At 69.0% G+C, this 24566-nt stretch carries 23 protein-coding genes and 1 pseudogene; 12 read left to right on the top strand and 12 right to left on the bottom strand.

Annotated features, from left to right (window positions below):
* Positions 1-7: 7 nt before the first annotated feature.
* The 3 genes from Q2K21_RS12200 to Q2K21_RS12190 all read right to left on the bottom strand — a co-directional run bounded on the left by Q2K21_RS12200 (position 8) and on the right by Q2K21_RS12190 (position 2032).
* Positions 8-397, bottom strand: coding sequence for a nuclear transport factor 2 family protein (locus tag Q2K21_RS12200; protein ID WP_310769858.1), 390 nt, complete (start codon positions 395-397; stop codon positions 8-10).
* Between the two features lie 45 nt (positions 398-442).
* On the bottom strand, positions 443-1042 hold the full coding sequence (locus Q2K21_RS12195) for a flavodoxin family protein (RefSeq protein ID WP_310769856.1): 600 nt from the start codon (positions 1040-1042) through the stop codon (positions 443-445).
* 132 nt (positions 1043-1174) lie between these two features.
* The gene (locus Q2K21_RS12190; protein WP_310769854.1) at positions 1175-2032 is read right to left on the bottom strand and encodes a helix-turn-helix domain-containing protein; all 858 of its coding nucleotides are present in this window, start codon (positions 2030-2032) and stop codon (positions 1175-1177) included.
* A gap of 235 nt (positions 2033-2267) precedes the next feature.
* Between Q2K21_RS12190 and Q2K21_RS12185 the strand changes: the two genes are divergently transcribed.
* From Q2K21_RS12185 to Q2K21_RS12165, 5 genes are all read left to right on the top strand, one after another.
* A complete protein-coding gene (locus Q2K21_RS12185) occupies positions 2268-3284 on the top strand; it encodes a zinc-dependent alcohol dehydrogenase family protein (protein WP_310769852.1) in 1017 nt (338 codons plus the stop codon).
* Between the two features lie 89 nt (positions 3285-3373).
* Positions 3374-3745, top strand: a complete 372-nt coding sequence (locus Q2K21_RS12180) for a DUF2255 family protein (protein ID WP_310769850.1) — start codon at positions 3374-3376, stop codon at positions 3743-3745.
* Between the two features lie 22 nt (positions 3746-3767).
* Positions 3768-5354: a Na+/H+ antiporter gene (locus Q2K21_RS12175; protein WP_310769847.1), complete on the top strand. Its 1587-nt coding sequence runs from the start codon at positions 3768-3770 to the stop codon at positions 5352-5354.
* A gap of 26 nt (positions 5355-5380) precedes the next feature.
* Positions 5381-5893, top strand: coding sequence for a quinone oxidoreductase family protein (locus tag Q2K21_RS12170; protein WP_310769845.1), 513 nt, complete (start codon positions 5381-5383; stop codon positions 5891-5893).
* Entirely contained in the window at positions 5890-6312 is a 423-nt protein-coding gene (locus Q2K21_RS12165) for a zinc-binding dehydrogenase (RefSeq protein ID WP_310769843.1), read from the top strand. The genes Q2K21_RS12170 and Q2K21_RS12165 overlap by 4 nt, the downstream gene beginning before the upstream one ends.
* A gap of 201 nt (positions 6313-6513) precedes the next feature.
* Here Q2K21_RS12165 and Q2K21_RS12160 read toward each other — a convergent pair whose 3' ends face one another.
* The 3 genes from Q2K21_RS12160 to Q2K21_RS12150 form a co-directional block, all read right to left on the bottom strand.
* Entirely contained in the window at positions 6514-8952 is a 2439-nt protein-coding gene (locus Q2K21_RS12160) for an ATP-binding SpoIIE family protein phosphatase (RefSeq protein ID WP_310769841.1), read from the bottom strand.
* A gap of 67 nt (positions 8953-9019) precedes the next feature.
* On the bottom strand, positions 9020-11482 hold the full coding sequence (locus tag Q2K21_RS12155) for a SpoIIE family protein phosphatase (RefSeq protein WP_310769839.1): 2463 nt from the start codon (positions 11480-11482) through the stop codon (positions 9020-9022).
* Positions 11483-11779: 297 nt separating this feature from the next.
* Complete coding sequence (locus Q2K21_RS12150; RefSeq protein WP_310769837.1) at positions 11780-12733, bottom strand: diacylglycerol/lipid kinase family protein; 954 nt, start codon at positions 12731-12733, stop codon at positions 11780-11782.
* A gap of 449 nt (positions 12734-13182) precedes the next feature.
* Between Q2K21_RS12150 and Q2K21_RS12145 the strand changes: the two genes are divergently transcribed.
* Positions 13183-14286, top strand: coding sequence for an AI-2E family transporter (locus Q2K21_RS12145; protein WP_310769835.1), 1104 nt, complete (start codon positions 13183-13185; stop codon positions 14284-14286).
* 467 nt (positions 14287-14753) lie between these two features.
* Here Q2K21_RS12145 and Q2K21_RS12140 read toward each other — a convergent pair whose 3' ends face one another.
* From Q2K21_RS12140 to Q2K21_RS12120, 5 genes are all read right to left on the bottom strand, one after another.
* Positions 14754-15431, bottom strand: coding sequence for an HdeD family acid-resistance protein (locus Q2K21_RS12140; protein ID WP_310769833.1), 678 nt, complete (start codon positions 15429-15431; stop codon positions 14754-14756).
* 220 nt (positions 15432-15651) lie between these two features.
* A complete protein-coding gene (locus Q2K21_RS12135) occupies positions 15652-16695 on the bottom strand; it encodes an NAD(P)-dependent alcohol dehydrogenase (protein WP_310769830.1) in 1044 nt (347 codons plus the stop codon).
* Positions 16696-16719: 24 nt separating this feature from the next.
* A complete protein-coding gene (locus tag Q2K21_RS12130) occupies positions 16720-17994 on the bottom strand; it encodes a cytochrome P450 (RefSeq protein WP_310769828.1) in 1275 nt (424 codons plus the stop codon).
* 51 nt (positions 17995-18045) lie between these two features.
* A complete protein-coding gene (locus Q2K21_RS12125; protein ID WP_310769826.1) occupies positions 18046-19449 on the bottom strand; it encodes an NAD(P)/FAD-dependent oxidoreductase in 1404 nt (467 codons plus the stop codon).
* Positions 19446-19664 carry a ferredoxin gene (locus Q2K21_RS12120; protein ID WP_310769824.1) on the bottom strand — a complete coding sequence of 73 codons (219 nt, stop codon included), beginning with the start codon at positions 19662-19664 and terminating at the stop codon, positions 19446-19448. Before Q2K21_RS12120 ends, Q2K21_RS12125 begins: the two co-directional genes overlap by 4 nt.
* 753 nt (positions 19665-20417) lie before the next feature.
* On the opposite strand from Q2K21_RS12120, the gene Q2K21_RS12115 reads away from it, so the two are divergent.
* The 4 genes from Q2K21_RS12115 to Q2K21_RS12100 all read left to right on the top strand — a co-directional run bounded on the left by Q2K21_RS12115 (position 20418) and on the right by Q2K21_RS12100 (position 22862).
* Positions 20418-20831, top strand: coding sequence for a hypothetical protein (locus tag Q2K21_RS12115; protein WP_310769822.1), 414 nt, complete (start codon positions 20418-20420; stop codon positions 20829-20831).
* Between the two features lie 245 nt (positions 20832-21076).
* On the top strand, positions 21077-21499 hold the full coding sequence (locus tag Q2K21_RS12110) for an SsgA family sporulation/cell division regulator (RefSeq protein WP_310769820.1): 423 nt from the start codon (positions 21077-21079) through the stop codon (positions 21497-21499).
* 40 nt (positions 21500-21539) lie between these two features.
* Positions 21540-21869, top strand: coding sequence for an NIPSNAP family protein (locus tag Q2K21_RS12105; RefSeq protein WP_310769818.1), 330 nt, complete (start codon positions 21540-21542; stop codon positions 21867-21869).
* A 567-nt stretch (positions 21870-22436) separates the two neighbouring features.
* Complete coding sequence (locus Q2K21_RS12100) at positions 22437-22862, top strand: SsgA family sporulation/cell division regulator (protein WP_310769816.1); 426 nt, start codon at positions 22437-22439, stop codon at positions 22860-22862.
* 397 nt (positions 22863-23259) lie between these two features.
* Here the strand turns inward: Q2K21_RS12100 and Q2K21_RS12095 are convergent.
* Positions 23260-23547 (bottom strand): annotated as a pseudogene (locus Q2K21_RS12095) (amidohydrolase family protein); the annotation flags it as partial.
* 80 nt (positions 23548-23627) lie between these two features.
* Here Q2K21_RS12095 and Q2K21_RS12090 point away from each other — a divergent pair.
* Together Q2K21_RS12090 and Q2K21_RS12085 are read left to right on the top strand one after the other, a co-directional pair.
* Complete coding sequence (locus Q2K21_RS12090; RefSeq protein WP_310780890.1) at positions 23628-24041, top strand: helix-turn-helix domain-containing protein; 414 nt, start codon at positions 23628-23630, stop codon at positions 24039-24041.
* A complete protein-coding gene (locus Q2K21_RS12085; protein ID WP_310769814.1) occupies positions 23938-24465 on the top strand; it encodes an IclR family transcriptional regulator in 528 nt (175 codons plus the stop codon). The genes Q2K21_RS12090 and Q2K21_RS12085 overlap by 104 nt, the downstream gene beginning before the upstream one ends.
* Positions 24466-24566 lie beyond the last annotated feature (101 nt).

Raw genomic sequence — 24566 nt, 5'->3', positions numbered from 1 at the left:
CGGGCGGTCAGTTGTTCGCGGCCTGCTGGACGACGTGGCTGTCGGCGGCCTGGATCAGGTGGGTGAGCTTGCCGTCGCGGACCGTCCACAGGTGGATGAAGCGGGCGTCCGACTCCGCGCCGGACTTGGACACGGCGTGGTAGTGACCGCGGACGAACACGTGCTCACCGGCGTCGTAGAACTCCTCGGCCACCGCGCCGAAGGAGGTGAAGCGCGGCGCGAGCCGGCCGAAGAAGTCGGCGCCGGCGCTGGCCCAGGTCTTGTAGACGCCGCCGTAGGGGAAGCCGGGGGTGATGTCCCAGACGATGTCGGGGTCGATGACCTCGGCGACGACGTCCGGGGCCATGCCGGAGTCGTAGAGACGGCGGACGAGAGCGAGGTTCGGGGAGTCGGACATGGGGCTGCTCCTTTACGGGTCAGGCTGCGGGTGAGGTTCTCGGGTTCAGGCGGCGAGAGCGGCGCGGCCGGCGCGGAAGAAGGCGGTCTGCTGCGCGACGCGGGCGCCGAGGCCCTCGGCGGTGGCGATGTCCGACTTGTGGACGGCCTCCGGACCGGCATCGGTCGGGGTCTGGGCACCGGCACCGACGAAGTAGCCCAGACGGTTGATGTCGTCCTCGCTGCCCTCGGTGGAGGCCCAGCCCGGCTGCACACCCAGGCTGACCCAGTGCATGCCGTGCTGGGCGGCCATGGTGAAGAAGTAGCCCAGGGTGGAGGACTTGTCGCCGTTCTTGGCACCGGAGTTGGTGAAGCCGGCGGCGATCTTGTCCACCCAGGTCTGGGTGAACCAGCGCTTGCTGCTCGCCTCCGCGAAGGTGTGGAAGGCGGCAGAGGCGGTGCCCATGTAGGTGGGGGCACCGAAGATGATCGCGTCGGCGGCGTCCAGCTGCGCCCACTGCTCGTCGGTGATCGTGTCCACGGGAATGGAGATCACCTCGGCACCGGCTTCCGCGGCACCGCGCGCCACGGCCTCGGCTATGACGGCGGTGTGGCCGTAGCCGGAATGGAAAGCCACGGCGACCGTGGGGCGGAGAGTGGAGGACATGGGGGTATTGCTCCTCGAAAAGAATCTCGAAAGGGATTGCATGAACCGTGCTCTGGAAGCATGGCACGGAATTCAACAGCGAAGGTAGGAAGGATTTGTCCCTGGCTTTACGCCGGGAATCACCTGCTGGCTTTACGAATTCATGGCGGGGTTCGCCGCCCAGGAGGAAAGGAAGCGCAGGCCCTCGTACGTACGTGATTCGGGTTCGGCGCTCCAGATGATCAGCTGCTGATCGGGGTCGGCCACGCAGGTGAGGGCGTCCCAAGCGAGGGAGAGTTCACCGGCGACCGGGTGGTTGAACACCTTGGTGCCGCCGGTCCGGGGCACCACGGGGCGGCCTCCCCACCACTGGCAGAACTGATCGTCCAGCACTGACAGCTCGCCAACGAGGTCGGCCAGTCTCCGGTCGTCGGGACAGGCCGCGGCCTGCTGCCGCAGCACGGCCACGGCGTTGCGGGCGGAGTCCTCCCAGTCGGCGTACAGCGTTCTCATGGCCGGGTCGGTGAAGAGCTGCCGGACGTAGTTGCGCTGCTGCTGGGAGACCTTCGCGAAATCGGTGCCGAACAGGGCAGCGGCCATCGGGTTCCACGCCAGGATGTCCAGGTGCCGGCCCAGGATCACCCCGGGGGCCACGCTGAGCTCGTTCAGCACGGTACGCAGCCGGGGGTGCGCCTTCTGCGGGGCCCGCCGTCGCGCCCGACCGGCCTCCTTTCCGGCCAGCTCGAACAGCTGATCCCGCTGGGCGTCACTCAGGTGCAGGACCCGGACGAGCTCGGACAGCACGGACGTGGAGGGGGTCAGGCGACCCTGCTCCAGGCGGGTGTAGTAATTGGTGCTGATGGCGGCCAGCATGGCCACCTCGTCCCGGCGCAGGCCGGCCACGCGCCGGCGCCGGTCGGTTTCGGGCAGACCGACCGTGCGGGGGCTGAGCTCGGCCCGGCGGGCCTTCAGGAATTGGCCCAGCTCCTGACGGTGCGCACTGCTGTTCATACTGGCCAGTCTGCGCTGTCCGCCACTCGGCTGGGTAGGAAGGTTTTATCCCTGGATGCCTCTCTCCCAGGGTGGAATTCTCCTCTGTACGGGTCCTGCGGGCGGTGACAGAGTCAGAGACCGGCAATTGTTTTCACAGGCCGTCGGCGCTTCTGTGCACCCTTATGGCCATCGTCGACGAATCCGGCACGTCCGGCTGACACCGCTGCCCGAGAAACGCTTCAGGAGAAAAGACATGCGCGCAACCGTGATCCACGCCCCCGGTGACATCCGGGTGGAGGACGCCCCCGAGCCCAAGATCGTCAACCCGACCGACGCGATCATCCGCACCGTCGCCACCTGTGTCTGCGGCTCGGACCTGTGGCCGTACCGCGGCCTGGAGCCGGTCGGCGACCCGCACCCGATGGGTCACGAGTACGTCGGCATCGTCGAGGAAGTCGGCAGCGAGGTCTCCAACGTCAAGCCCGGCCAGTTCGTGGTCGGCTCCTTCGCCACCTCCGACAACACCTGTGCCAACTGCCGGAAGGGCTGGCAGTCCTCCTGCCTGAACCGCGAGTTCATGAGCACCTGCCAGGCCGAGTACGTGCGCATCCCCAACGCCCACGGCACCCTCGTCGCCACCGACGAGCACCCGTCCGACGAGTTGGTGCCGAGCCTGCTGGCCGTGTCCGACGTGATGGGCACCGGCTGGTACGCGGCCCTCGCCGCCGAGGTCAAGCCCGGCTCGACGGCCGTCGTGGTCGGTGACGGAGCCGTCGGCCTGTGCGGTGTCATCGCCGCGAAGGAACTCGGCGCGGAGCGGATCATCGCCATGTCCCGCCACGAGTCCCGGCAGAAGCTCGCCCTGGAGTTCGGCGCCACCGACATCGTCAGCGAACGTGGCGAAGACGGCATCGCCCGCATCAAGGACCTCACCGGCGGCATCGGCGCCGACTCCGTCCTGGAGTGCGTCGGCACCTCCCAGTCCATGAGCCAGGCCCTGCACTCCGCCCGCCCCGGCGGCAACGTCGGCTTCGTCGGCGTCCCGCACGAGGTGGCCGTCGACGGCCAGGAACTGTTCTTCTCCCAGGTCGGCCTGCGCGGCGGCCCGGCCCCGGTGCGCCGCTACCTGCCCGACCTGATCGACCGCGTGCTGTCCGGCCACATCAACCCGGGCAAGGTCTTCGACCTCACCCTGCCCCTGGAGCAGGTCGCCGAGGGCTACAAGGCGATGGACGAACGCCGCGCCATCAAGACCCTCCTCACGCCCTGACCCGATCGCCTCGTGGGCGTGAGCTGCGCCGGCCGCGCTCACGCCCACGAGGGCACACCCCGCCGCACGGTCGTAAAGGAGGCAAGCCCATGACGACCTGGACGAACGACGAACTGACCCGGATCGAGTCCGCCGAGGAACTTCAGATGACCCCCTCGCGCAGCGACGGAACGCCGCGCACACCCGTGCCGATCTGGGTCGTCCGCGACGGCGACGACCTCTACGTCCGCTCCTTCCGCGGCAGCGCCGGCGCCTGGTACCGGGCGGCCCGGGCCAGCCACGAGGGCCGTATCCGCTCCGGCGGCGTCGACAAGGACGTCACCCTCGTCGAGGTCACCGACCCCGGCGTCAACGACCGTATCGACACCGCCTACCGCACCAAGTACGGCCGCTACGGCGCCAGTTACATCGATCCCATGGTGGCCTCGCGGGACACGACCCTGAAGCTCGTACCGCGCTGACCTACAGGAGACAAGAACCACCGTGCTCGGTCTCGAACTCGTCGTGGTCCTGGGCGTGGCCGTGCTGGTGGGCAACGTCGTGGGACAGCGCCTCGGCATCGCCCCGCCCGTCGTCCTGCTCTTGACGGGTGTGCTGCTGGGATTCATCCCGGCAGTGCGGGAGGCGCAACTGCCACCGGAGGTAGTGCTGTTGCTCTTCCTTCCGGTGCTGCTGTACTGGGAGAGCCTGACCACCTCCCTGCGGGAGATCCGCACCAACCTGCGCGGCATCCTGCAGCTGAGCACCGTGCTCGTCATCCTCACCGCCTGGGCCGTCGCCGCAACCGGGCACGCCCTCGGGCTGCCGTGGGGGCCGGCCTGGGTGCTCGGCGCGGCCATGGCACCCACCGACGCGACCGCGGTCGGCGTCCTCGCCCGCGCCCTGCCACGCCGTCAGGTCACCATCCTGCGCGCGGAGAGCCTGGTCAACGACGGTACGGCCCTGGTCGTCTACGGTCTCGCCATCGGCATCACGGTCGGCGAGGAACACCTGAGCGTCCCGCACGTCGGAGGGCTGTTCCTGCTCGCCTACGGCGGCGGGGCCCTGGTCGGGGTGGTGGTCGCGTGGGTCAACATGAACCTGCGGCGCCGCCTGACCGATCCGCTGCTGGGCAACCTGGTCATGATTCTGGCGCCCTTCACCGCGTATCTACTGGCCGAACTGGTCGAGGCTTCCGGTGTTCTCGCGGTGGTCGTCAGCGGGCTGATCATGTCCCAGGTCGCCCCGCGCATCATCCAGGCCGAACACCGCACGCAGGCACTGGCGTTCTGGCCGCTGGCCACCTTCATCATCAACGGTGCGCTGTTCGTCCTGGTGGGGGTGGAACTGCAGTACGCGGTCCGCGACCTGGGCCGCGCCGATCTCCGGGACGCGCTGATCGCGGTGGGTGCCATCTGCGTGGTGCTCGTCGCCGTGCGCTTCGCGTTCCTGTACGCCTCCACCTACCTGGTCCGCGCCCTCGACCGCCGCCCCCAGCAACGCACGCTCCGAGTCGGTCACCGCACCCGTGTCGTCAACGGGCTGGCCGGCTTCCGAGGCGCGGTCTCGCTCGCCATGGTGCTCTCGGTGCCGCAGACCCTCGACTCCGGCGAGCCGTTCCCCGACCGCAGCTTCATCGTCTTCGTCACCTCCGGCGTCATCCTCGTCACCCTGGTCGTGCAGGGACTTCTGCTGCCGGTGGCGGTGCGCTGGGCGCAGCTGCCACCCGACACCTCGGTCGACGAGGAACACGACCTCGCCGAGACCACCGCCATCGAAGAGGCGATCAAGGCAATGCCCCAGCTCGCCGCCGACCTGCGGAGCGATCCGAAGATCGCCGAGTGGCTTCGGCAGGAGTACGAGGCCCACCTGGCGTCCGTCCGGGCGAGGAGTGCGGGCGCCCATGACGACCCCGCGGTGCTTCAGCACCAGGACTACCTCGCACTGCGCCTCACCCTCATCGCGCACAAACGCGCCACCGTCGTCCGGCTCCGCGACGAGCGCCGGATCGACGACACCGTACTGCGCCGTCTGCAGGCCGCCCTCGACAGCGAAGAGGTGCGCCTGTCGGGAGGCGCGGCGGTCGAATGACCCACATACCTGAGGAAGGACATTCCATGAAGGCCATAGGACTGACTGAATTCGGCGGGCCCGAGGTACTGCGGGTCCTGGACCTTCCGGTCCCCCAGGCCGGGCCGGGCGAGATACGGATCCGCGTACACGCGGCGACGGTCAACCCCGTCGACACGCTGGTGCGCCGAGGAATCGCCTTCATCTCCGACGCCGAACCGCCCTACGTCCCCGGGATGGACGCGGCCGGCGTCATCGAGCAGATCGGCGAGGGGACCGACACCGATCTCACCGTCGGCGACCATGTCATGGCCGTCGCGGTCGTGTCAGGAACACACGGGGCCTACGCCGAGCACCTCGTCGTGCCTGCCGAGTCGGTGGTCCGAGTGCCGACGGGCGTGAGCGCCGTCGAGGCCGCCACGCTCCCGATGAACGGGCTGACCGCACGCATGGCTTTGGACATGCTGCACCTTCCGGCGGGCGCCAGGCGGTCACGGGAGCGGCCGGCGCTGTCGGCGGCTACGCCGTCCAGCTGGCCAAGGCAGACGGGTTCCGGGTGATCGCCGACGCGGCACCGAAGGACGAGCGGCTGGTGAGGGAGCTCGGCGCCGACGTGGTCCTGCTGCGAGGTGCCGGTTTCCCGGAGCTGGTGCGCAAGGAGATACCCGACGGTGTCGACGGACTCGTCGACACCGCGGGCATCGCCGCCCTCGCCATCCGCGCGGTACGCGACGGAGGCCGAGTGGCGACGTCGGTCGGCGGCGTCCAGGTCCCCGTTGAACGCGGCATAGAAATCCGGAACACCTTCGTGCCGCAGTACGCACGCGAACACGCCAAGCTCGACCGCCTGCGCGAACCGGCGGAGAAGGGCAGCCTCACCCCTCGGGTCGCGCGGACCCTGCCTGCCGAGCAGGCCCCCGAAGCGCACCGACTGCTGGAGGCAGGCGGCATCCGAGGGCGAGTGGTGCTCACGTTCTGAGCATCGAATCGGGGACAGCAGCGGACTGCGCAACGCACCTGATGACCCATCAGAACGAGCGTCAAACGAGCGTCACGGCCGACGGTTATTTCTCCGGCCGTCACAACGGAGTCATGCCTTCCAACTCCATGCAACCATCACCGCTCCGACGGACCTCTCCCGCTCGGAACACGGCCCGAGTGTGATGGCCACAGGGCGTGATCAGTGGGCGCGCGCGATGGGCTGTTCGCACCAGATGGTCTTGTGGTTCTGGCCGTGGCGGCAGCCCCAGCGCTCGGCGAGTTGGGCAACGAGGAACAGGCCGCGTCCACCCTCGTCGGTGGTGCGAGCGCGGCGCAGACGGGGTTGGGCGCTGTTGGAGTCGGTGACCTCGCAGACCAGAACGTGGTGCCGGATCAGTCGCAGCTCCGCCGGCGGACGACCGTAGCGGATGGCATTGGTGACCAGTTCACTGACGATGAGCTCGGTGGGGAAGAGGAGGTCGTCCAACCCCCATGCGGTGAGCTGGCGGGTCGCCCATTCCCGGGCGTCCGAGACAGCAGCCGGATCGGCCGGTATCTGCCAGTGAGCGGTGTCCTCGGCCGGTACGGCGCGGGTGCGTGCCAGCAGCAGGGTCGCGTCGTCACGTGGTGCTTCATCCACCAGATTGTCGAGGAGGGTCCTGCCGGTCTCCTCCAGCGCGCGGTCCGGGCGGCAGGAGGTGGCGAGGGCATCGGTCAGCCGCTGGAGCCCGTCGCCGACGTCGTGTGTGGCTTGCTGGACCAGGCCGTCGGTGTAAAGCGCGAGGACGCTGCCCGGCTCGACGTCGATCGTGGTTGTCTCGTACGGCATGCCGCAGACGGCGAGGGGCGGCCCCGGGAGTATGTCGACGGCTTCGGCACTCCCGTCGGGCCGCACGAGCACGGGCGGCGGGTGCCCGGCACTGGCCATGGCGCAGCGTCGTGTGACCGGGTCGTACACCGCGTACAGACAGGTGGCGCCCATGACGTCATGGTCGCCAGGGGGTGCTTCCTCCGCGAGGCGCTGGACCAGGTCAGCGATCCGGGTGAGCAACTCGTCCGGCTCCAGTTCGAGGTCGGCGAGGGTCTGGATGGCAGCGCGCAGACGGCCCATGGTGGCACTGGCGGGTATGCCGCGGCCGATCACGTCTCCGGCGACGAGGGCCAGCCGGAGAGCGGGCAGGGGTATGGCGTCGTACCAGTCGCCGCTGGTGCCGCCCCCACGGTCTGTGGGCAGGTAGACGCCGGCGGTCTCGGCTGCCGGAGTGTCGGTCGTGGCCGGGGGAAGGAGTCTTTGCTGCAGGGCCACGGCCGCTCTGTGCTCGCGCGTGTAGCGGCGGGCGTTGTCGATGGCGAGTGCTCCCCGTGAGGCGATCTGCCTCATGAGATCCACCTCGTCCTCGGTGAACGGTTCGGACGGACCGGTGCGCCAGACCACGATCGCTCCGAGGGTGAGGCTGCGGGCGTGCAGCGGTGCCACCATCACCGCCTGGACGTCGTGCGGGAGGAACTGCTCGGCCGAATGTGGGCCGCCGATCAGGGCGATGTAGTCGTCCCGGTCGTAGACGACCGTCTCGCCGTGCTGGAAGCGGCGCAGGAGGGGGTGGTCGGACAGGGATGGGACGAGGTTGCCGCGCTGGATACCGGGCGGCCAGTCCGCGGTGGCCGGCGCCAGGGCAGCGTTGCGCAGATGCGGATCTCCGCCACCCAGCCGCTCTGCGGGTTCGTCACCGTCGAAGACGGCGTCCGCAAGGTCGACTGCTGCGAGATCACCGAAGGTGGGTACAAGGACGTCCGCGAGATCGTGGGCGGTCCGCACGACATCCAGGAAGCCCCCCACCCGCTCGGCGACCGCGTGGGCAAGATCCAGCTGTCGGCGGGCACGCAGTTGGTCGGTGTCGTCTATGTACAGGGCTGCCACTCCTGTGGGGCGTCCTCGCGCGTCCTCCAGTCGGAAGGCGGACAGCGACAGCGCGTGCCGCCGCGCCGGATGGTGTCGCCAGCTCACTCGCTGGTTCCTGTGGATCACCGGGACGCCCGTCTCGAGCACCTGCCGCAGTACCGCCTCGATGGTCTCGGCGTCCTCGGCGCACAGCACGTCGCCCAGTCGGGCGCCGGGCTGTATGGGACGGCCGTCGGGAGTGTCCGGTATGGCGTTCGTCTGCACGGTGGTGAGATCCGTGTCGTGCAGGGCGATCGTGATCCGGTTCTGTGCGGACAGTGCGCGCAGGAGGGCTGCGCCGTGCCGGTGGTCGGCGACGTGAGGAGTGGGGGCCGCGAGCACGAGGAAGTCCGCCGAGCCGCTCACCCGTGTGGTCCGGAATGTGACGTCGATCGTGTTGCCGCACTGGTGACGCAGTTGTACCCGGCCGGTCGCCGGCACGTGCGCGGCCCTGCGCGGGTCGTGCGGGAGGTCGGCCACGAGCTCCTGCACGGGGCGGCCGTGGACCTCGTCGGCGCAGAACCCGGTCAGGTCCTCTGCTGTGCCGGTCCACCCCACCACCGTGCCCCGATCGTCGAGCACGGCCGCGGCCAGACCGTCGAAGGCGGGCGGCCGGCCGCCGGGACCGGCGCCGGAGACGCTCGTCGCACCTCGAAAGGCGCCTGCCGGGTCGGCGTTTTCAACATCCGATGCGTCCATGTCTCTGGCTTTCATTACGAGGTTCCGCGGCTACGGGAGATGGGAATCCTGTGGCGGCTGTCGGCGCTCAGCGGGCGCCTGTTGGGGATGGCAGCTCCTGTTCGGCCCAGACGACCTTGCCGTCTGTTACCGAGCGGGAACCGCACCTGCGCGACAGCCGACCGACCAGGTAAAGGCCTCGGCCGTGCTCGTCGAGATTGCCGGGATGGCGCGGGCGTGGCCGACCGGTGTTGGTGTCGGAGACTTCGCAGGTAAGCACCCGGTGCTGGATGAGCCGTAGGCGGATCGGGCCGTCGCCGTGGCGGATCGCATTGGTGACCAGTTCACTGACGAGCGACTCCACGGCCGTCACCAGCGGCTCCAGACCCCATTCACGGAGTTGACGGGCAGCCAGACGCCGGGCCATCGGGACGGTGACGAGTTCGTTCGGCAGATCCCAGGACGCGACCTGGGCAGGCGGCAGGGCGCGCGTCCGCGCAAGGAGCAAGGTGACGTCGTCGGCCGGTGCCTGCGCCGACAAGGTCTCCATCGCCCGCGAGCACAGGTCCTCCAGGGCGGCACCGGGCTGTGCCAGGGCGGCGCCCAGACGCCGCAGGCCGACGTCGATGTCCTCGCCGCGGGACTCCACCAGACCGTCGGAGTAGAGGGCGAGCACGCTTCCTTCGGGCAGTTCCAGTTCCACGGACTCGAAAGGCACCAGGCCGAGACCGAGGCCGAGCGGGGCTCCGGCCGGCAGGTCGGGGACGGTGACCCCGCCCTGTGCGTCGACGACCAGGGGCGGCGGATGCCCGGCCCGTGCCAGCGTGCACCGTCGGGACACCGGGTCGTAGACGGCGTACAGGCAGGTGGCACCGACGACTGCGGGAAGCCGGTCGGTGTCGTCGGCGTCCTCGTCGTTCATTCGCCGGACCGTGTCGTCGAGGTGCGCCAGCAGTTCGTCCGGGGGCAGGTCGAGGTCCGCGAGCGTGCGCACGGCGGTGCGCAACCTGCCCATGGTCGCCGCGGCGTTGATGCCGTGTCCCACCACATCGCCGACGACCAGGGCCACCCGTGCACCGGACAGCTCGACCACATCGAACCAGTCGCCCCCCACACCGTGGTCCATGTCGGCGGGCACATAGCGCGAGGCGACCTCGACGGCAGCACCGCCCTGCACCCGCTGAGGGAGCAGGTCGCGTTGCAGCGTGAGGGCGGCGGTGCGCTCGCGCGCGTACTGGAGCGCGTTGTCCAGGCAGAGTGCGGCCCGGGTGACCAGTTCCTCGGCGAGGAGCAGGTCGTCCTCCTGGAACGGCGTCTGTTCAACGGAGCGGCCGAACAGCGCCAGTCCCAGCACGCAGCGCCGCGCGCGGATGGGTACGACCATCAAGGAGTGGACGCCGCTGTCGCGTACCTTCTGCGCACGCGTCGGATCGTGGTCGACCCAGGGGCCGGAATGGGTGTCCATCACCGGTTCCAGGTGAGACCTGCCCGTGCGCAGGACGGCGGCGAACGACGAGGTCTGGGGGACGTGGATCACCTCTTCACGCACCGCTGGCAACTCCAGGACACCCTGGTCGACGGAGGCCACCCCGGCACGGCGCAACACAGGGCGGCGTTCGCTCCTCGTGCCGATCCGTGCGGCGGGCTCGAGTCCGAACGGAACCGACTCCGCCAGGTCGACGACGACGTGGTCGGCCAGCAGGGGCACGGTGAGCTCTGCCAGTTCCTGGGCGGTCTGCATCACGTCGAGGGTGCTGCCGATGTGCGTGCTGGCCTCGCTGAGGATGGCGAGGCGCTCGCGCGCCCGCTTGTTTCCGGTGACGTCCACGGTCATGGAGCACACGCCCAGTGGCGTGCCGTCCGCGCCCTGGAGACAGAAGAAGGAGGCGGAGAACGCGTGCTCACGGGGCCGGTCCGCAGGCGGCCACGCACGGTACTCGTGCACCGTCGTCGTGCCGCTCTCCAGCACCTGCCGCATCACAACCTCGAGCGCTTCGGCCTCGACGGCGGGCAGTGAGTCCTTCAGACCGCGCCCGAAGCGTCGGTGACGAGGCACGCCGTCGTGCCGCTCCATGGCGTCGTTCACCCAGACACAGCGCAGCTGCGCGTCATAAACGACGATGCCGATCGGGGCTCGGGCAAGGAGCGACTCCCGCACCGGTCCCCCGGTCGCCCCCGAGGACAGAGCTCCTATGTCCGTCACGGACACCAGCCACCGGGTGCCGGCGTCCTGCCCCCGCAGCAGCGAGACCCGCAGCGTCATCCTGAGCGTGTGGCCGTCGCGGTGGCGTATCGCGACAGTGCCGGACCAGCCGCCCCGCGCACGGCACTGCTCGGAGAACGCCGAAGCTCTCCGTGCGTCCCCGGGAGGCGCCAGCACGTGTACGGCGGACCGGCCCACGACCTCCCCGGCCGTATAGCCGACGAGCTGCTGGGCGGCGTGCGTCCACCCCACGACGACGCCCTCGGCATCGATCATCGCTATCGCGGCATCGGGCACCTCAGGGAGGCTCACCGGCTCGGCGAGGAGGGTGTGGTCAATGTTGGTCATTCGCGGTCCATCCCATCGGTGCGGAAGTAGGAGCGTCGGCCTGTGGCCCGGCGGCCCTGTGTGCAGCGGTGGTGAACGGCGATGTCCCGGTGAGCGGCACACGGTGCGGTATGTGTCATATCAGAGCAATTCGCCCCTTTCTGATGAAATCATCAGATGTAATGACTTTGACGTCAAGACCCTCATAGGTGATCGAAAAGTCAGATGCTGGGGCTCCAGGTCACGGCTTTACAGGTGAACGGACGGGTAGCAGGTTCCGCGGAGCATGCACGGCGGGTGGGAGCGGCTCCCTGAGGCTCAGACCACCCGCCGGATGGCGGCCCACCCTGGCGGCCGGCCGTCAGACTGGGCGCCGGGGCGATGCCGGGGAACCCATACCCGTAGTGCCCGAGGGCTGATGCGGCACCGCACGGGAGTCGGCAGGCTGACGGCTTCGCCGTCCAGCCCGGCGGGGAGGACCGGGGCGTCGGCGTATACGACCACGTCGTCGGGCGTGGCGAGACGGGTGAGGCCGTGCGGTTGCCCGCTGCGCAGCCTCGCAGCCGTCTCGGCGGGCGTCTCCGCCCTGGCGGTCAGTACTCCCAGCAGGCCGGAATCCAGGTGCGCACGCCTGCCGAGCCCGGTCGGGTCATCCACTTGGTAAGGGTTGTTGCTCACCAGCACGGCATCCGGCCCGTCCACGGTGAGCGGCCCAGTGCGGACCACCAACTCCGGGCCCTCGTGGCGGGCCAGGAATTCCGGAAGGATGCGCACGGCCGTGCCAAGCTTGTCGTCCCGATAAGCCGGGTCCTGCACCAGGGCGGCATAAGCACCGAACGAGACGTTGTTGACGAACGCCCGCTCGCCTGCGTACCCCAGATCCACGCGCAACTCGACGCCGTCCGTGAGAGCCTCCAGCGCGGCCGAAGGATCCTCACGGTCCAGGCCGAGATCCATGGCGAAGTGGTTGCGGGTACCCGCCGGAATGACCACGAAGGGCAGGCCGCTCTCCGCGGCCACCTCGGCGACAAGTGCCTGCGTACCGTCTCCGCCCGCCACGCCCAGCAGATCCGCACCGTCGTCCACCGCGCGTCGGGCGACCGTCGCCAGGTCCTGGGGCAGGGAATGACCGATCAGGAACACCTGGGCTCCGAGCGTGCGGGCGCGTTCCGCGATCCGGAACCGGCTCGCCTTCCCTCCCCCCGAACGCGGATTCACGATCAGACAGGGCCGCCGCGCGCCGGTCGTCGGCCGCGCCGCGTGCTCGCTCACGGCGCGTACCCGAAAGCCGCATGCATCAGCCGGGCGCACCTCACTGGCGACAACAGGACTGCCGCGATCACGCCCGCAGCTGACGGCTCCATCCCCCACCGGGCCGACGGTCCGGCGACTGCGCCTGCGGCCACCGCCACCATGACACTTCCTTCAACAGTTGCGGCCTATGGCATCAGCTTGCAGCTCGGCCTGGGGATCCGCACCTGGGATCGGCGGTGCCCCGAACGCCTTCACCACCGCCGAGCCGACGCCGTCTCCTCCACGGCGTACGGATGAGAGTCCGGCCGGGGCCTTCTCCAGCGCCAGCCGAACGAGGCGACAACGCCCGGGACGTGACGGACGCGGCAGCCTCGGGGCGATCCGTTGGGGACGGACGAAGCATCCATCACCGCAGCCCGAAGAGGGCTCCTCGTTTTCCCGTGACCGGGGCTGGGTACCCGACACCCATGGCGACGCGTCCGGTTCCGGTGCGAACCATCCTCGCCACCATCGGCCTGGTGCTCGCCGCCTACGTCGTACTCGAGCTGGTGGTCCAGGCTCGCCGGGTCCTGATCTGGGCGGTCATCGCGTTGTTCCTGGCCGTCTCCCTTCATCCGGCGGTCGAAGCCCTGCAGCGACGGGTACCGCGGTGCCGACGATCGGTGGCCGCCTTGCTGGTCTTCCTGGCCGCGGCCGCAGCCGTCTGCGCGGTGGTCGCCCTGTTCGTCATCCCCCTGGCTCAGGAGGGAAGCCGGTTCGCCGGCCGCCTACCCGCGATGATCAGGGACGCCCAGGCCGGCCGCGGGCCAGTCGGCAACCTGCTGGAACGGACGCACGCTCTGCAGTACGTCCAGCACCATCAGGCGCAGATCCACGCGTTCGCCACCGGACTGAGCACGCCCGTCGCGAAGTTCCTCCGCGGTGCAGCGAGCACCACGGCGGGAGCTCTCACCATCTTCGTGCTGGCCTATCTGATGGTGCTGGAGGGCCCCAAGGCCATAGACCGGTGCCTGGCCCTCGTGGACGAGGCGCCCGCGGCCCGCATACGCCGCGTCGGAGCCGCGTGCGCCCGTACCGTCAACGGCTATCTGACCGGGAACTTGCTGATCAGTGTCATCTGCGGGCTTCTGACCTACGTCGTGCTGCTGGTTTCCGGAGTGCCGTTCGCCGGCCTGCTGGCCCTCTTCGTCGCCGTGACCGACCTCATTCCCCTGGTGGGAGCCACCATAGGAGCTGTCGTCGCCTCCGCAGTGGCGTTCGTCCACTCCCTGCCGGCCGGCATCGGGGCCATCATCTTCTTCATCGTCTATCAGCAGGCCGAAAACCACCTCCTGCAACCGGTCATCCTGTCTCGGACGGTGAAACTCAACCCCCTCACCGTGCTGCTGGCCACCCTGGTCGCCGCCGAAGTCGCCGGGATCCTCGGTGCCCTGCTGGCGATTCCCGTCACCGGCATCATCCAGGTCGTCCTCGGTGACATCTGGGCTCACCGCGGCGGTCGGCCACTGGGGCTGCCGACACGGGCAGACAACGGCCCCGAGGAGACCGACCGGTCCGACGCCCCCGGATGACGGCCCCGAGGAGACCGACCGGTCCGACGCCCCCGGATGACGGCCCCGTGGAATCCGGCCGCCACAAGCGCAGCGAGGAGTTCGCCCGGGTCGACGGCTGCGCCTTTCCTCGTCAGACGAAAGATCGTTGACTAGGCCGGTCGGGGTTGCAGGGCACAGCTTGAACGGACGGACCTGGCAGACAGCGAGGACCCGGGGCGAGAGCGGGTTGTTGATCGCCCTCGCCCGGTCAATGTTCGAGCGGGACCTGGACGTCGGACTGACCGAGTACCTCGGCTGCCGCCTGCCGCCCTGATGAATGAGCCGATGTCCGAGATCGCCCCGCCCAGTTGGGCGCGCCGCACGACGCCAGCGTCGCCATCACAGCCGCGCCGAGATGAGCGTGAAGGACCGCTCGCCGGCCGACCGCCCGCGGAGGTGGCGGGATGCCGCCGCTCGCCGACGCCCGGTCGATCCGGCTCCGCCGCTCAGTGCTGGACGTGCGGACGTGCGTGGAACAGGGGGCGCCGCTGGGGGGCCGTGCCGGCAGCCAGATGACCGATCTCGACACGTGTCCTGATGGCGCGGACCACTTCGGTCAGACCGACGACGATGGCCATGACGCCCACTACCAGCGTGAGTGTCCCGATGGAGGCGAACGGCATGACGATCATCACGATGCCGGCCATGGTGCCGATGATGCCGTAGGCCACGTGCCAGCCGCGCGCCGGCATGGTCTGATCGGACGCCGCCGCGACCGTCTCCAAAGTGCCCCGAAGCAGCCAGCTGAAGCCGATCCACAGGGCGAGCAGGAAGACCGACTCGAGGGGGCCCCGGAAGCAGACCAGTCCCAACAGGACGGAGGCCGCGCCGGTGATGAAGTGCAGTACGCGAAGATGCCGGGGCACGTGGGTCCCGAAGGCGGCGGCGAGTTGGAAGACACCGGTGGCCAGCAGGTAGACGCCGAAGAGCACGCCGACGACGCGGAGCGTCTCGCCCGGCCAGACCAGGGCGATGACGCCCAGGGCGATGGTGGCGAGGCCCATGGTGAGCAGGATCTGCCAGCCCACGTTCGCCAGGGCGGCGATGCCTACGGCCGCAGGACCCTCTTGTGGCTCGGTGCCACGTGGCGGAACGGAACCAGGGGAATCGGAAGGAGATGTCATGGCACCTACCTCCTTCTGTGAGCAGCGTGGTCACGTCACTACATGTCCATCGTCACCCGATCAGCCTCATGCCGCTCGGTGGGGAGGGCGAGGGTCCGTGGCGCATGGGGTAGTCCGAGCAAGCCCCTTCGTCCTGCGGAAGCAGGGGCGTTTTCGCCGGACCCCGCGGATGACGGCGGCCAGACACAATCGCAGTGTCCGTTCGCGTTGAAGACCGCATTCACCCGTGGGGGGTGATGACGGCACGCCCTTGAATCCTGCCGTCGTGCAGGAGCTGGTAAGCCTCGTTCGCGCGTTGCAGGGGGAAGTGCTCGACCAGCATCTTGATCTTGTCCTGCTGGGCGAGGGTGATCACTTCCATCAGTTCGGTGAGGGAGCCCCAGTAGGGCGAGGCGACCGAGCACTCGTGCGGCGGGCTGGAGAAGTCGACGGGCAGGGCTCCGCCGCCGAGGCCGACAATGGTCAGGTGGCCGAGCATCCTGGCCACCTGAGCAGCCATCCGCAGCGTCGGGTCGATGCCGACCATGTCCAGCACGAGCTGAGCGCCCTGCTGCGCCGTCATGTCCTTGATGCGGGTGATCGCCTCGTCGCCCGAGAACAGTGCCTCGTCGGCGCCCATGCGCTTGGCGGTCTCCAGCTTGCCTGCGTCGGTGTCCACGGCGACGACGGTGGTCGCCGCGCTGAGCGCGCGCAGGATCTGGATGGTCATCTGGCCCAGGCCGCCGGCCCCGATCACGACCGCGGTCGAGCCCGGTCCCAGCAGGTGCAGCGACCGCTTCACAGCGTGATAGCTGGTCAGTCCGGCGTCGCTGAGCGGGGCGGCCTGACGGGGGTCGAGGGCGCCGAGCGGTATCAGGTAGCGCGCCGCCGGGACCAACAAATACTCGGCCATGCCGCCGTCGTGACCGCCTCTCAGACCCGGGCCTTGACCACCGAGGTTCTGGCAGTAGTTTTCCCTGCCCTCACGGCAGTTGGCGCACCCTCCGCAGCCCCAGGCGCCGTAGACGATCACAGGGTCCCCGGGCGCGAAGCCAGTGACGCCCGGTCCCAGCTGCTCCACCCACCCGGCGTTCTCGTGGCCGAGTGTGAAGGGAAGGTTCGTGAAGCCGGGCAGCGGTACGGGTGCCTGCATGATGTGCAGATCGGAGTGGCAGGCACCGGCACCTGCGACCTTCACCAGGACCTGGCCAGGGCCGGGCCCGGGTACCGGCACCTCGCGCAGCTCTGGCGGTTGCCGCCAGCCGACGAGTTGAAAAGCCCGCATGGCGATCCTTCAGGCACACACTGGTCAGTCGCGGATGCCGTCGATGTCGACGAGGACGTGTCGCGGTCCGCGGAAGATCTGGTTGTGCCGGTACGGCGGCGGGTCCTCGACCAGCCGGGGGTTCTGCACCCGGCGGACGAACTCGCCGACCGCGATCTGGACCTCGAGCCGCGCGAGCGGGGCGCCGAAGCAGAAGTGGATGCCCTGGCTGAATCCGAGGTGCTGGTTGTCGCGGCGTTCGAGGTCGAGAACGTCGGGGTCGGTGAACCGTTCCGGGTCGCGGTTCGCCGAGCCGTACGCCAGGAAGATCGGCGCCCCCTTCGGGATGGTGGTGCCGGCGATGTCGATGTCTTCCAGGGCGGATCGGGTGTGCCAGAACTGCACCGACGACTCGAAGCGCAGCAGCTCCTCCACCGCGGGCACGATCAGTTCGGGCCGGTGGCGCAGCCTTTCGAGCGCGTCGGGGTGGCGCAGCAGGGTGAGCACGCTGTGGGCGATGAGGTTGACCGTGGTCTCGTGTCCCGCGAAGATCAGGAGCAGGGCGTTGCTCGCGAGCACGCCCTGGGACATCCGTTCCTCCGGACCGTCCTCGTTCACCAGCGCCGAGAGCATGCCCGGGCCGGGCTGCCGGGCGTACCGGTCGAGCAGATCCGCTGCGAACTGCCCGAACTCCTGCACGGCCTGCCGCCCCCCGGCCAGCCGGCTCTGCATCTCTTCGGAGGCGGCCTCGGGGCCGAAGTCCAAAGCGTCCAGGGCCGTTTCGATCCAGCGGTGGAAGCGTGACTCGTCCTCCAGTGGCACGCCCAGCACCTTGCAGATCACCGTCACCGGCAGGGGGTAGGCGAAGTCGTCGACGGCATCGATCCGGGTCTTGCCTTGCATGTCGTCCAGGAGCCCGGCCACGATGCGGCGGATCTCGGGTTCAAGGTCGGAGATCAGGTGAGGGGAATGGGGAGGGCCGACGAAATGCGGCGTCATCATCCGGCGATCTCGATCGTGCTCGGGTGGATCCTGGGTGATGATGTTCGGCTCCAAAGAGATGACCGCCTCCGTGATCGGCTCGGCCTCCGCCTCCACCGCTCCCTCGGCCGGGGCCGCGGCCGGGACGGGGCACTTGCGTGGATCCGAGCTGACCCGGGGGTCGTGCAGCAGCGTGACGATCTCCCGGTAGGTGCTCACGACGTAGGTGCCGTCCGGCTGCCGCGCCACCGGTGTCTTGCGCAGTTCCTCGTAGAACGGGTACGGGTTGGCGCGGTTGGCGTAGCGGAGGGCCTGCTGCCAGGGGGTTTCCTCGACCACGAGGCTCCCCTCCCTCTTCTCTAGTCGATGCTGTCCGCCCCGACGCGCGCGTCAGTGGCGGCGCGGCCGGAACTCGGCCGTCCGCTCGCTCGGGGCGTGTCCGGTCAGGACGACGTCGGGGATCGCAGTGGGGACCCTCGGGTCCGGGAACTCTGCCGGCACCGGCTTCATGTCGGGCGGCTGGTCCCAGCCCACCGGTGGAGGCGGGAACGGACCCGATTGCTCGATCAGCTTCCCGTAGTACTCCAGCCACTTGCCGTGATCGAAGGTAACGGCCGCGACGATGCGGCCCCGGTGACCGTAGGCGGCAGCGAAACGGCGGTCCGCGACGGACCCCTGGGTGAAGACGATCTCGTCACCGAACGGCGGCACCCCGACGGACTTGATGTTCACGCCGAACTGACCGGACCAGAAGCCGGGCAGCAGCAGATGCGGACGATAGTGGGGCTCCAGGTTCACCATGTTGTGCGCCGCGACCTCGGCACCGAAAACGGCGTTGTCCCAGTGCTCCATCGCCAGGAACTGGTACTCGTACAGCACATGCGGCGCACGCGCCACGTCACCAGCCACGTAGATGCTGTCGGTGACCACACCGTTGATGTCGAAGGCCCGACCACCGGCGTCGCACCCCACGCCCCAGAAACCGGCCGCCAGCCCCGAGCCCTCCAGCCACTCCACGTTCCGGATCGACCCCAGCGAGGCCACCACCACATCAGCGTCGACAGTAGTTCCGTCGGACAGGCGCGCACGCCGCACATGCCCTTCGGAGTCGCCCTCCAGCGACGACACGCCCAGCCCGCAGCGCAGGTCCACGCCGTGATCACGCTGCATCTGCGCGGCGATCTCCCCGATCACCCCGCCCAGCGCACCGACCAGCGGCGCCGAACCCCGCTCGACGACGGTCACCGGGATGTCGAGCTCCCGGCAGACAGAAGCCACTTCGGACCCGATGAACCCGGCGCCAATGACCAGGACCCGCGACGGCGGCTCGGCCAGCGCCTTTTGCAACTGCTCCGCATCATCACGCGAGCGGATCGTGTGCACCCCGTGCAGCGCCGCTTCGGCCAGGTTCGGCCACTGCCGCGCGCGGGTGCCCGTCGCGATCAGCAACCGGTCGTACGGCACCTGCTCCCCGTCGGCCAGGCGCACCTGCTTGGTGTCCCGGTCCAGCCCGACGGCGGCCACCCCGAGCCGCCAGTCCGCATCCACTTCTCGCATGCGGGGCAGCTTCGTGTGGTCGGCCGGCACCCAGCCCTTGAGTACCTGCTTGGACAGCGGCGGACGGTCGTAGGGCTCGTACGCCTCGTCCCCGATGATGGTCAGGGAGCCGGTGAAGCCCTCCTCGCGCAGCGTCTCCGCGGCCCGCAGCCCGGCCAGAGAAGCACCCACGATGACGATCCGGCCGCTGGCCCGGAACTCCCGCACCAGCTCTGCGACCGTTGCCCGCAAAGTCATGACGTCTCGCCCCGCTCCGCGCCGTCCACGCGGTCGATCACGATCGCCTGCACCGGGCACGCCGCAGCAGCTCGCTGGACCTGCAGGCGCCGCTCGTCATCGGGGTTCGGCTCATACGTGAGCGCCTCCTGGCCGCTCAACCTGAAGACCTCGTGCGCCAGATACACGCATTGCGCGTATCCCTGACACCGATTCAGGTCCACGACGATCCGCATGGGCAGACTCCTTCCGCTCTGCCTCCGCCCCACGGCGACCATCGACCCGGTCATCCAGCCTCGGTCATGAAGCCATGGGCCGGTTTCTCAAGCCTCCCGTCAGGGCGACGGGGCCGGATGCCCCATCCGTCGCCCCGGCCAGGCCACCGAATGAGCAGGTTCGGTCCTGTTCGCTGCGCCGCTTCCTTCACGGTGACGCTTGTCGGCTGTGAGCGTGGGCGTAACCAGACGGGGGCGCTGCATCGACGGTGTCGGCATCAGGGGGTGCCCCGGTCATCACGCCGTAAAAAAAATACTCGTCCCGCCTTCTGACGATCGCAAACCCGCCGCTGCGGCGTACTGGATGCATCCGTGACTTCGAGACCTCACTCCGCGGGCTACGGCGATCTCCGTGCCGGTGAAGCCACCGATCACCAGGTCCCACTCTGGCCGCCGTCCCGCCCGTCCGGCCAACCCGAGCGCGTCCTGGCGCGTGCGCCGGGTGGACACACACTGCCGCGGCCAAGGCAAGGAAGGCCAGCGTGCCGAGGGAGCCGGCATGGGGCAGCTCCTGAAGAGCGACATCTGTTGGCGCTTGTGCCAGCCGGTGAACGGTTACCTTCGTTACTTCGACATTTCCATACGACGTATGGTAACAATGAAAGCGCGCTTCCATACGACGTATGGAACTGCTCGCTCGGACCACACCGGGCGTCATACATCGCCTGGCAGAACCGCCGTTGGCGCAGATCACCCCCTCGGGAAGGAAAGATCATGAACAAGCTCGCGAAGCGCATCGCCCTCACTGTCTCCTCCGTCGCGGTCGCCGGTGCCGCCGTTCTCGGTGCCGGTGGCACTGCTTCGGCCGCGCCCCTTGCGTCCGCGCACGCCCAGCACCCGACCGACGGGGCCGTGACCGCTGACTACAGCTGGGACCACGGTGTCGGCTACCTGCTCGAGCAGGGCTACTCCTGCGACGAGACCCGCGGCTGGCACCAGGACCGCCACGGCACCGATTCGACCCGGCACGACTGCGACGGTCTCTACTACCGCGATGGTCACTTCTACCGCTGGGAGGGCGAGGGACACGGCTGGACGTCCGACAGGTCCTACCGCCACGACAGGAACCGCTGCGAGCACGACGGCGGGGGCAGGCACCACCATGACCTGAGCCGCGACGACCGGTGAGACGGGTCTCGGCCATGAGCACAAGCAGTTCCCCTCCGCCCCGTCCCTGCCGGCGGCGGGGACCCGTCTGACGGTCGGGGGCGGCGTCCCCGACTGCCGGCCGAGTGAATGCAGAGCCACACCTCATGCGGTGCGCCAGCGCCGTCCGGTGCCCGCGCCCTGCTGCACCGCCTGCGCCCGCGCCGCCTCTTCGCCACAGGCCGGTGTGAGGCACCGCCGAGCCCCATACACAGGAGCCGAAGCCGATGAAGAAGTCCTTGAAAGCCGTAGAACGGCGGGTGGCCGTGCAACTGGTCGTCTCGCACGCCTGCTCATTGCCCCTCTGCGTACGTCTGCGCTACGAGCCCGCTGATCCCTATGTCGTCCGTGCCGCCTTCTTCGTCGACTGTGACGAGCCGGTCGAATGGGTCCTGGGGCGGGATCTTCTGGCTGACGGGCTGGAGGGTTCCGCAGGCCACGCGGACGTCCGGATCTGGTCGGCCGCAGGGCGGGGTGACGAGTCGATCTACATCGCCCTCGCGTCTTCCGCGGGCACCGCCTTGCTCAAGGTGCCCGTGCAGGACATCTCGTCCTTCCTTGAGGACACGGAGGCTCTGGTGCCACGGGGTACCGAGTCCGGACTCATCGACTGGGATGCCGAACTGGCACACCTCCTCCCCCACGGCTGACCGCCGACCATCCATGCTCAGAAGTAAAGGAACCAGTGTCATGTCCCAGTACCAGCTTCGCGTCTACACCCTGCGCAGCTCCGACGCGCTCACCGCCTACGAGAAGATCTGGGCCCAGCACATTCCCGGTATGGCCAAGCACCGGATCACCACCCACGGCGTCTGGACGGTGCCCGCGGCGCCCGCAAGCGACACCCCCCGGCTGTACGCCCTCGTTTCCTACAAGGACGCCGACGACGTGCAGGAGCGGCTGGAGGCATACCTGTCGAGTCCTGAATTCCGCGCGGACATGGAGGGCTTCGACATCAGCCAGATCGTCGGCCTCGACGAGACCCTCCTGACTCCCACCGTGGACTCACCCTTGCGCTGACGGTCGGCCTGCGACGAGTGACGCGGCCAGAAGGGCCGGTATCCGCCGGCCCTGCGATGGTGGTTCCGGGGGCAAGCGACTTCAGAGCCACACCCCACTCTTCCGAACCGCCAAACACCTTACGGAGCGGTTCTGCAGTCGAGCCCTTCAGGGGTTGTCTCAGCCGCGTTGCAGTCGCTGGGACCCTTACACAGACTGCGGTTGTGGCCGCGGCGTCAGCTACGTGTGGGATGACAACCACGGCCGGCGTCGAGGTGGGGACCGTGACGAGTCGGTTCACTACAACCACGACCGGTACAGCGTCGATCGCTGAGGCCAAGGGCGCCCTTTGTCCGGCAACCACCGTTGGCCACATCTCCGTGATGGCCCCGGCCGGCAGTGGTGGCCTCGCCTGCTCCCGTCGGCCGGGCCCGTGCGACGGCATGAAGAACTGCTCCTGCGGGTGTCCTCGTGCCGACCGCCACCGGTCCTCGCAGTAACCGCGTCTCTGTGCAGCCCCTCTGAATCCGACGACAGCCCTTCCGATGGCCCTCCCCGGATGACTCGAAGCACCAGGAGTAAGACCCAATGAAGTCATTGAGAACTGTGATCCAGGGGCTACCTGTGAAGCTTGTCGGCGTGCATGCGACGTCCTTGCCCATGATCATGAATCTTCGGTACGAGCCGAGTGATCCCTACGTGGTCCATGCCGCATTCACCACCGATGTCGACAGCGACGAGCCGGTGGAATGGATCATCGGGCGCGATTTGCTGATCGACGGCCTGGAGGGCCCCGCCGGCGAGGGAGACGTTCGCATATGGCCCACCGGCGAGGAGGGCTGCCGCGACTTGTACATCCTTCTCAACCCGCCATCCGGTACGGCCCTGCTCAAGGCCCCAGCGCAGGAATTCAAGGCGTTCCTGCAGGAAACGGAGGCAGTGGTGCCCCGGGGGCCCGAGCTCGGCCACAGCGACTTCGACCGCTTGCTGGCGCACTTCCTCGCCGAAGGGTGAGTCCTGTCAGGGTGCGACCTGAGGCAGGCACACGGACGTCTGCGCCTCGGCGTTCACCGCCATGGTGAGTGGATGTCCGCAGTCGTGGCGTGGAGGGCGGCCGGGTCGATGCCGGCCTCGGTCAGGATGTTCGCCGCGACTCCGCGGCCGACCCTCGCTTGAGTGAGCGGCTTCAACGCCGACCGTGCGCACGCTGGGCCCGCTCCCCGAACCCTGACGGGCTGTGTAACGTCGCCTTGTGGCCTTCCCTGCGGACAGTCTCGTGTCCCGAGCCGCGCGTGAGGTCAGCCTGCGGGCAGACCAGCTGATCCATGACGTCGAGCGGTGCCTGCGGCGTGGAGTCCCCGAGGTCTGGGAAGACCCCGACGTAGCCTGCATGACGGCAGCGAACGTCACCGCCGAACCGCTGCGGGTCCTCCGTGCGGACCCGGGCGCCGAACTCATTGACCTCACGCGCGAGAGCGCGGGCCTCGCTGTCGTCCCCGAAGTGGACTCCGGGCGAGGAGATCGACAGGTAGGACTTGTCGATCCCTGAGCGCTTCATCATGTCGAGATGCTCTTCGACGCTCCACGCGGGCCAGCCGGGCATCCCGTCGGGATGTTCGACACCTGCGGCTTGAGCCGCCGCCACATAGCTGTCGGTGACGAAGTGGGCGTGCACATCGATGAACCCGGTCGCGGCCATACGATTCTCCCTTTCTGCGGGGTCCCTGTCAGTGCCAGCCACTGTAGGAAGCGTGCCGTACATTGGCAGCGGTGATTCCGATGAATGAAATGGCGACCGCCGATGGTGGTGCCCCCAGGAGACGCGGGGGCAGGCCGGCTGAGGGACAACCGGTGATCGACCGGGCTTTCGCCCTGCTCGGCAGCTTCGACGGTGACCATCGTGCGCAGACGCTTGCCGAACTCGCACAGCGAAGCGGCATCCCCCGCAGCAGTGCTCTCCGGGCTCGCCCGGTCTCTGATGAAAGTGGGGGCTCTGGAACGCCTCGGCGACGGCCGATTCGTCGTGGGTCTTCGGCTGCTGGAGACCGCTTCCCTGGCCCCGCGCGGTCACGGGCTGCGATCGGTGGCGATGCCGTTCATGGAGGATCTCTTCCACGTCACGCGTCAGCATGTCCTGCTCGCCGTGCGGGACCAGGGGGAGGCGCTGCTCGTCGAGCGGCTGTCAGCGCGTGATGCGAGCCCCGTGCGCTACCGCGTGGGGGGCCGCCTTCCTCTGGCATCCACCGGCGTAGGACTGGTGCTTCTCGCCTTCGCACCGCCGGCCGTCCAGGAGCAGGCCATCGCCACCTATGCGCCGGAGCACGGCGACGACGACATCCGCACCCCCGCCGACCTGCGTCGCGTGCTGGCGGAGGTACGACGCGGCGATCACGCTGTCGGCCACCAGAACCGTCCATGGCAGGTGAGCACCGTGGCCGCGCCGGTACGTGACGGCGGCGAGGTGGTCGCGGCGTTGTCGGTCGTGGCGCCCGGCACCGGTTCGCCGAACCCGGAGTACGGACCGGCCGTGCGCGCGACGGCGCGTGCGATTTCCCGCCGTCTCGTCGAGGACGGTGGTCGGACCATGCGAATCGAAGTCGCAGACGGGCACCGGTAGCGTAACCGGGCCACCCTCGCCGGCCGCCGTTGTGCGCCCCGCAACTCTCCCGCTGGGAGGATCAGTCGGTGCTGGTGTCGAGCCTTGGGCGTGGCGAAGCC

Origin of the sequence: Streptomyces sp. CGMCC 4.7035 (assembly GCF_031583065.1) — a bacterium.
Lineage (GTDB): Bacteria > Actinomycetota > Actinomycetes > Streptomycetales > Streptomycetaceae > Streptomyces > Streptomyces yaanensis.
This window is presented reverse-complemented; position numbering and strand designations above follow the sequence as displayed.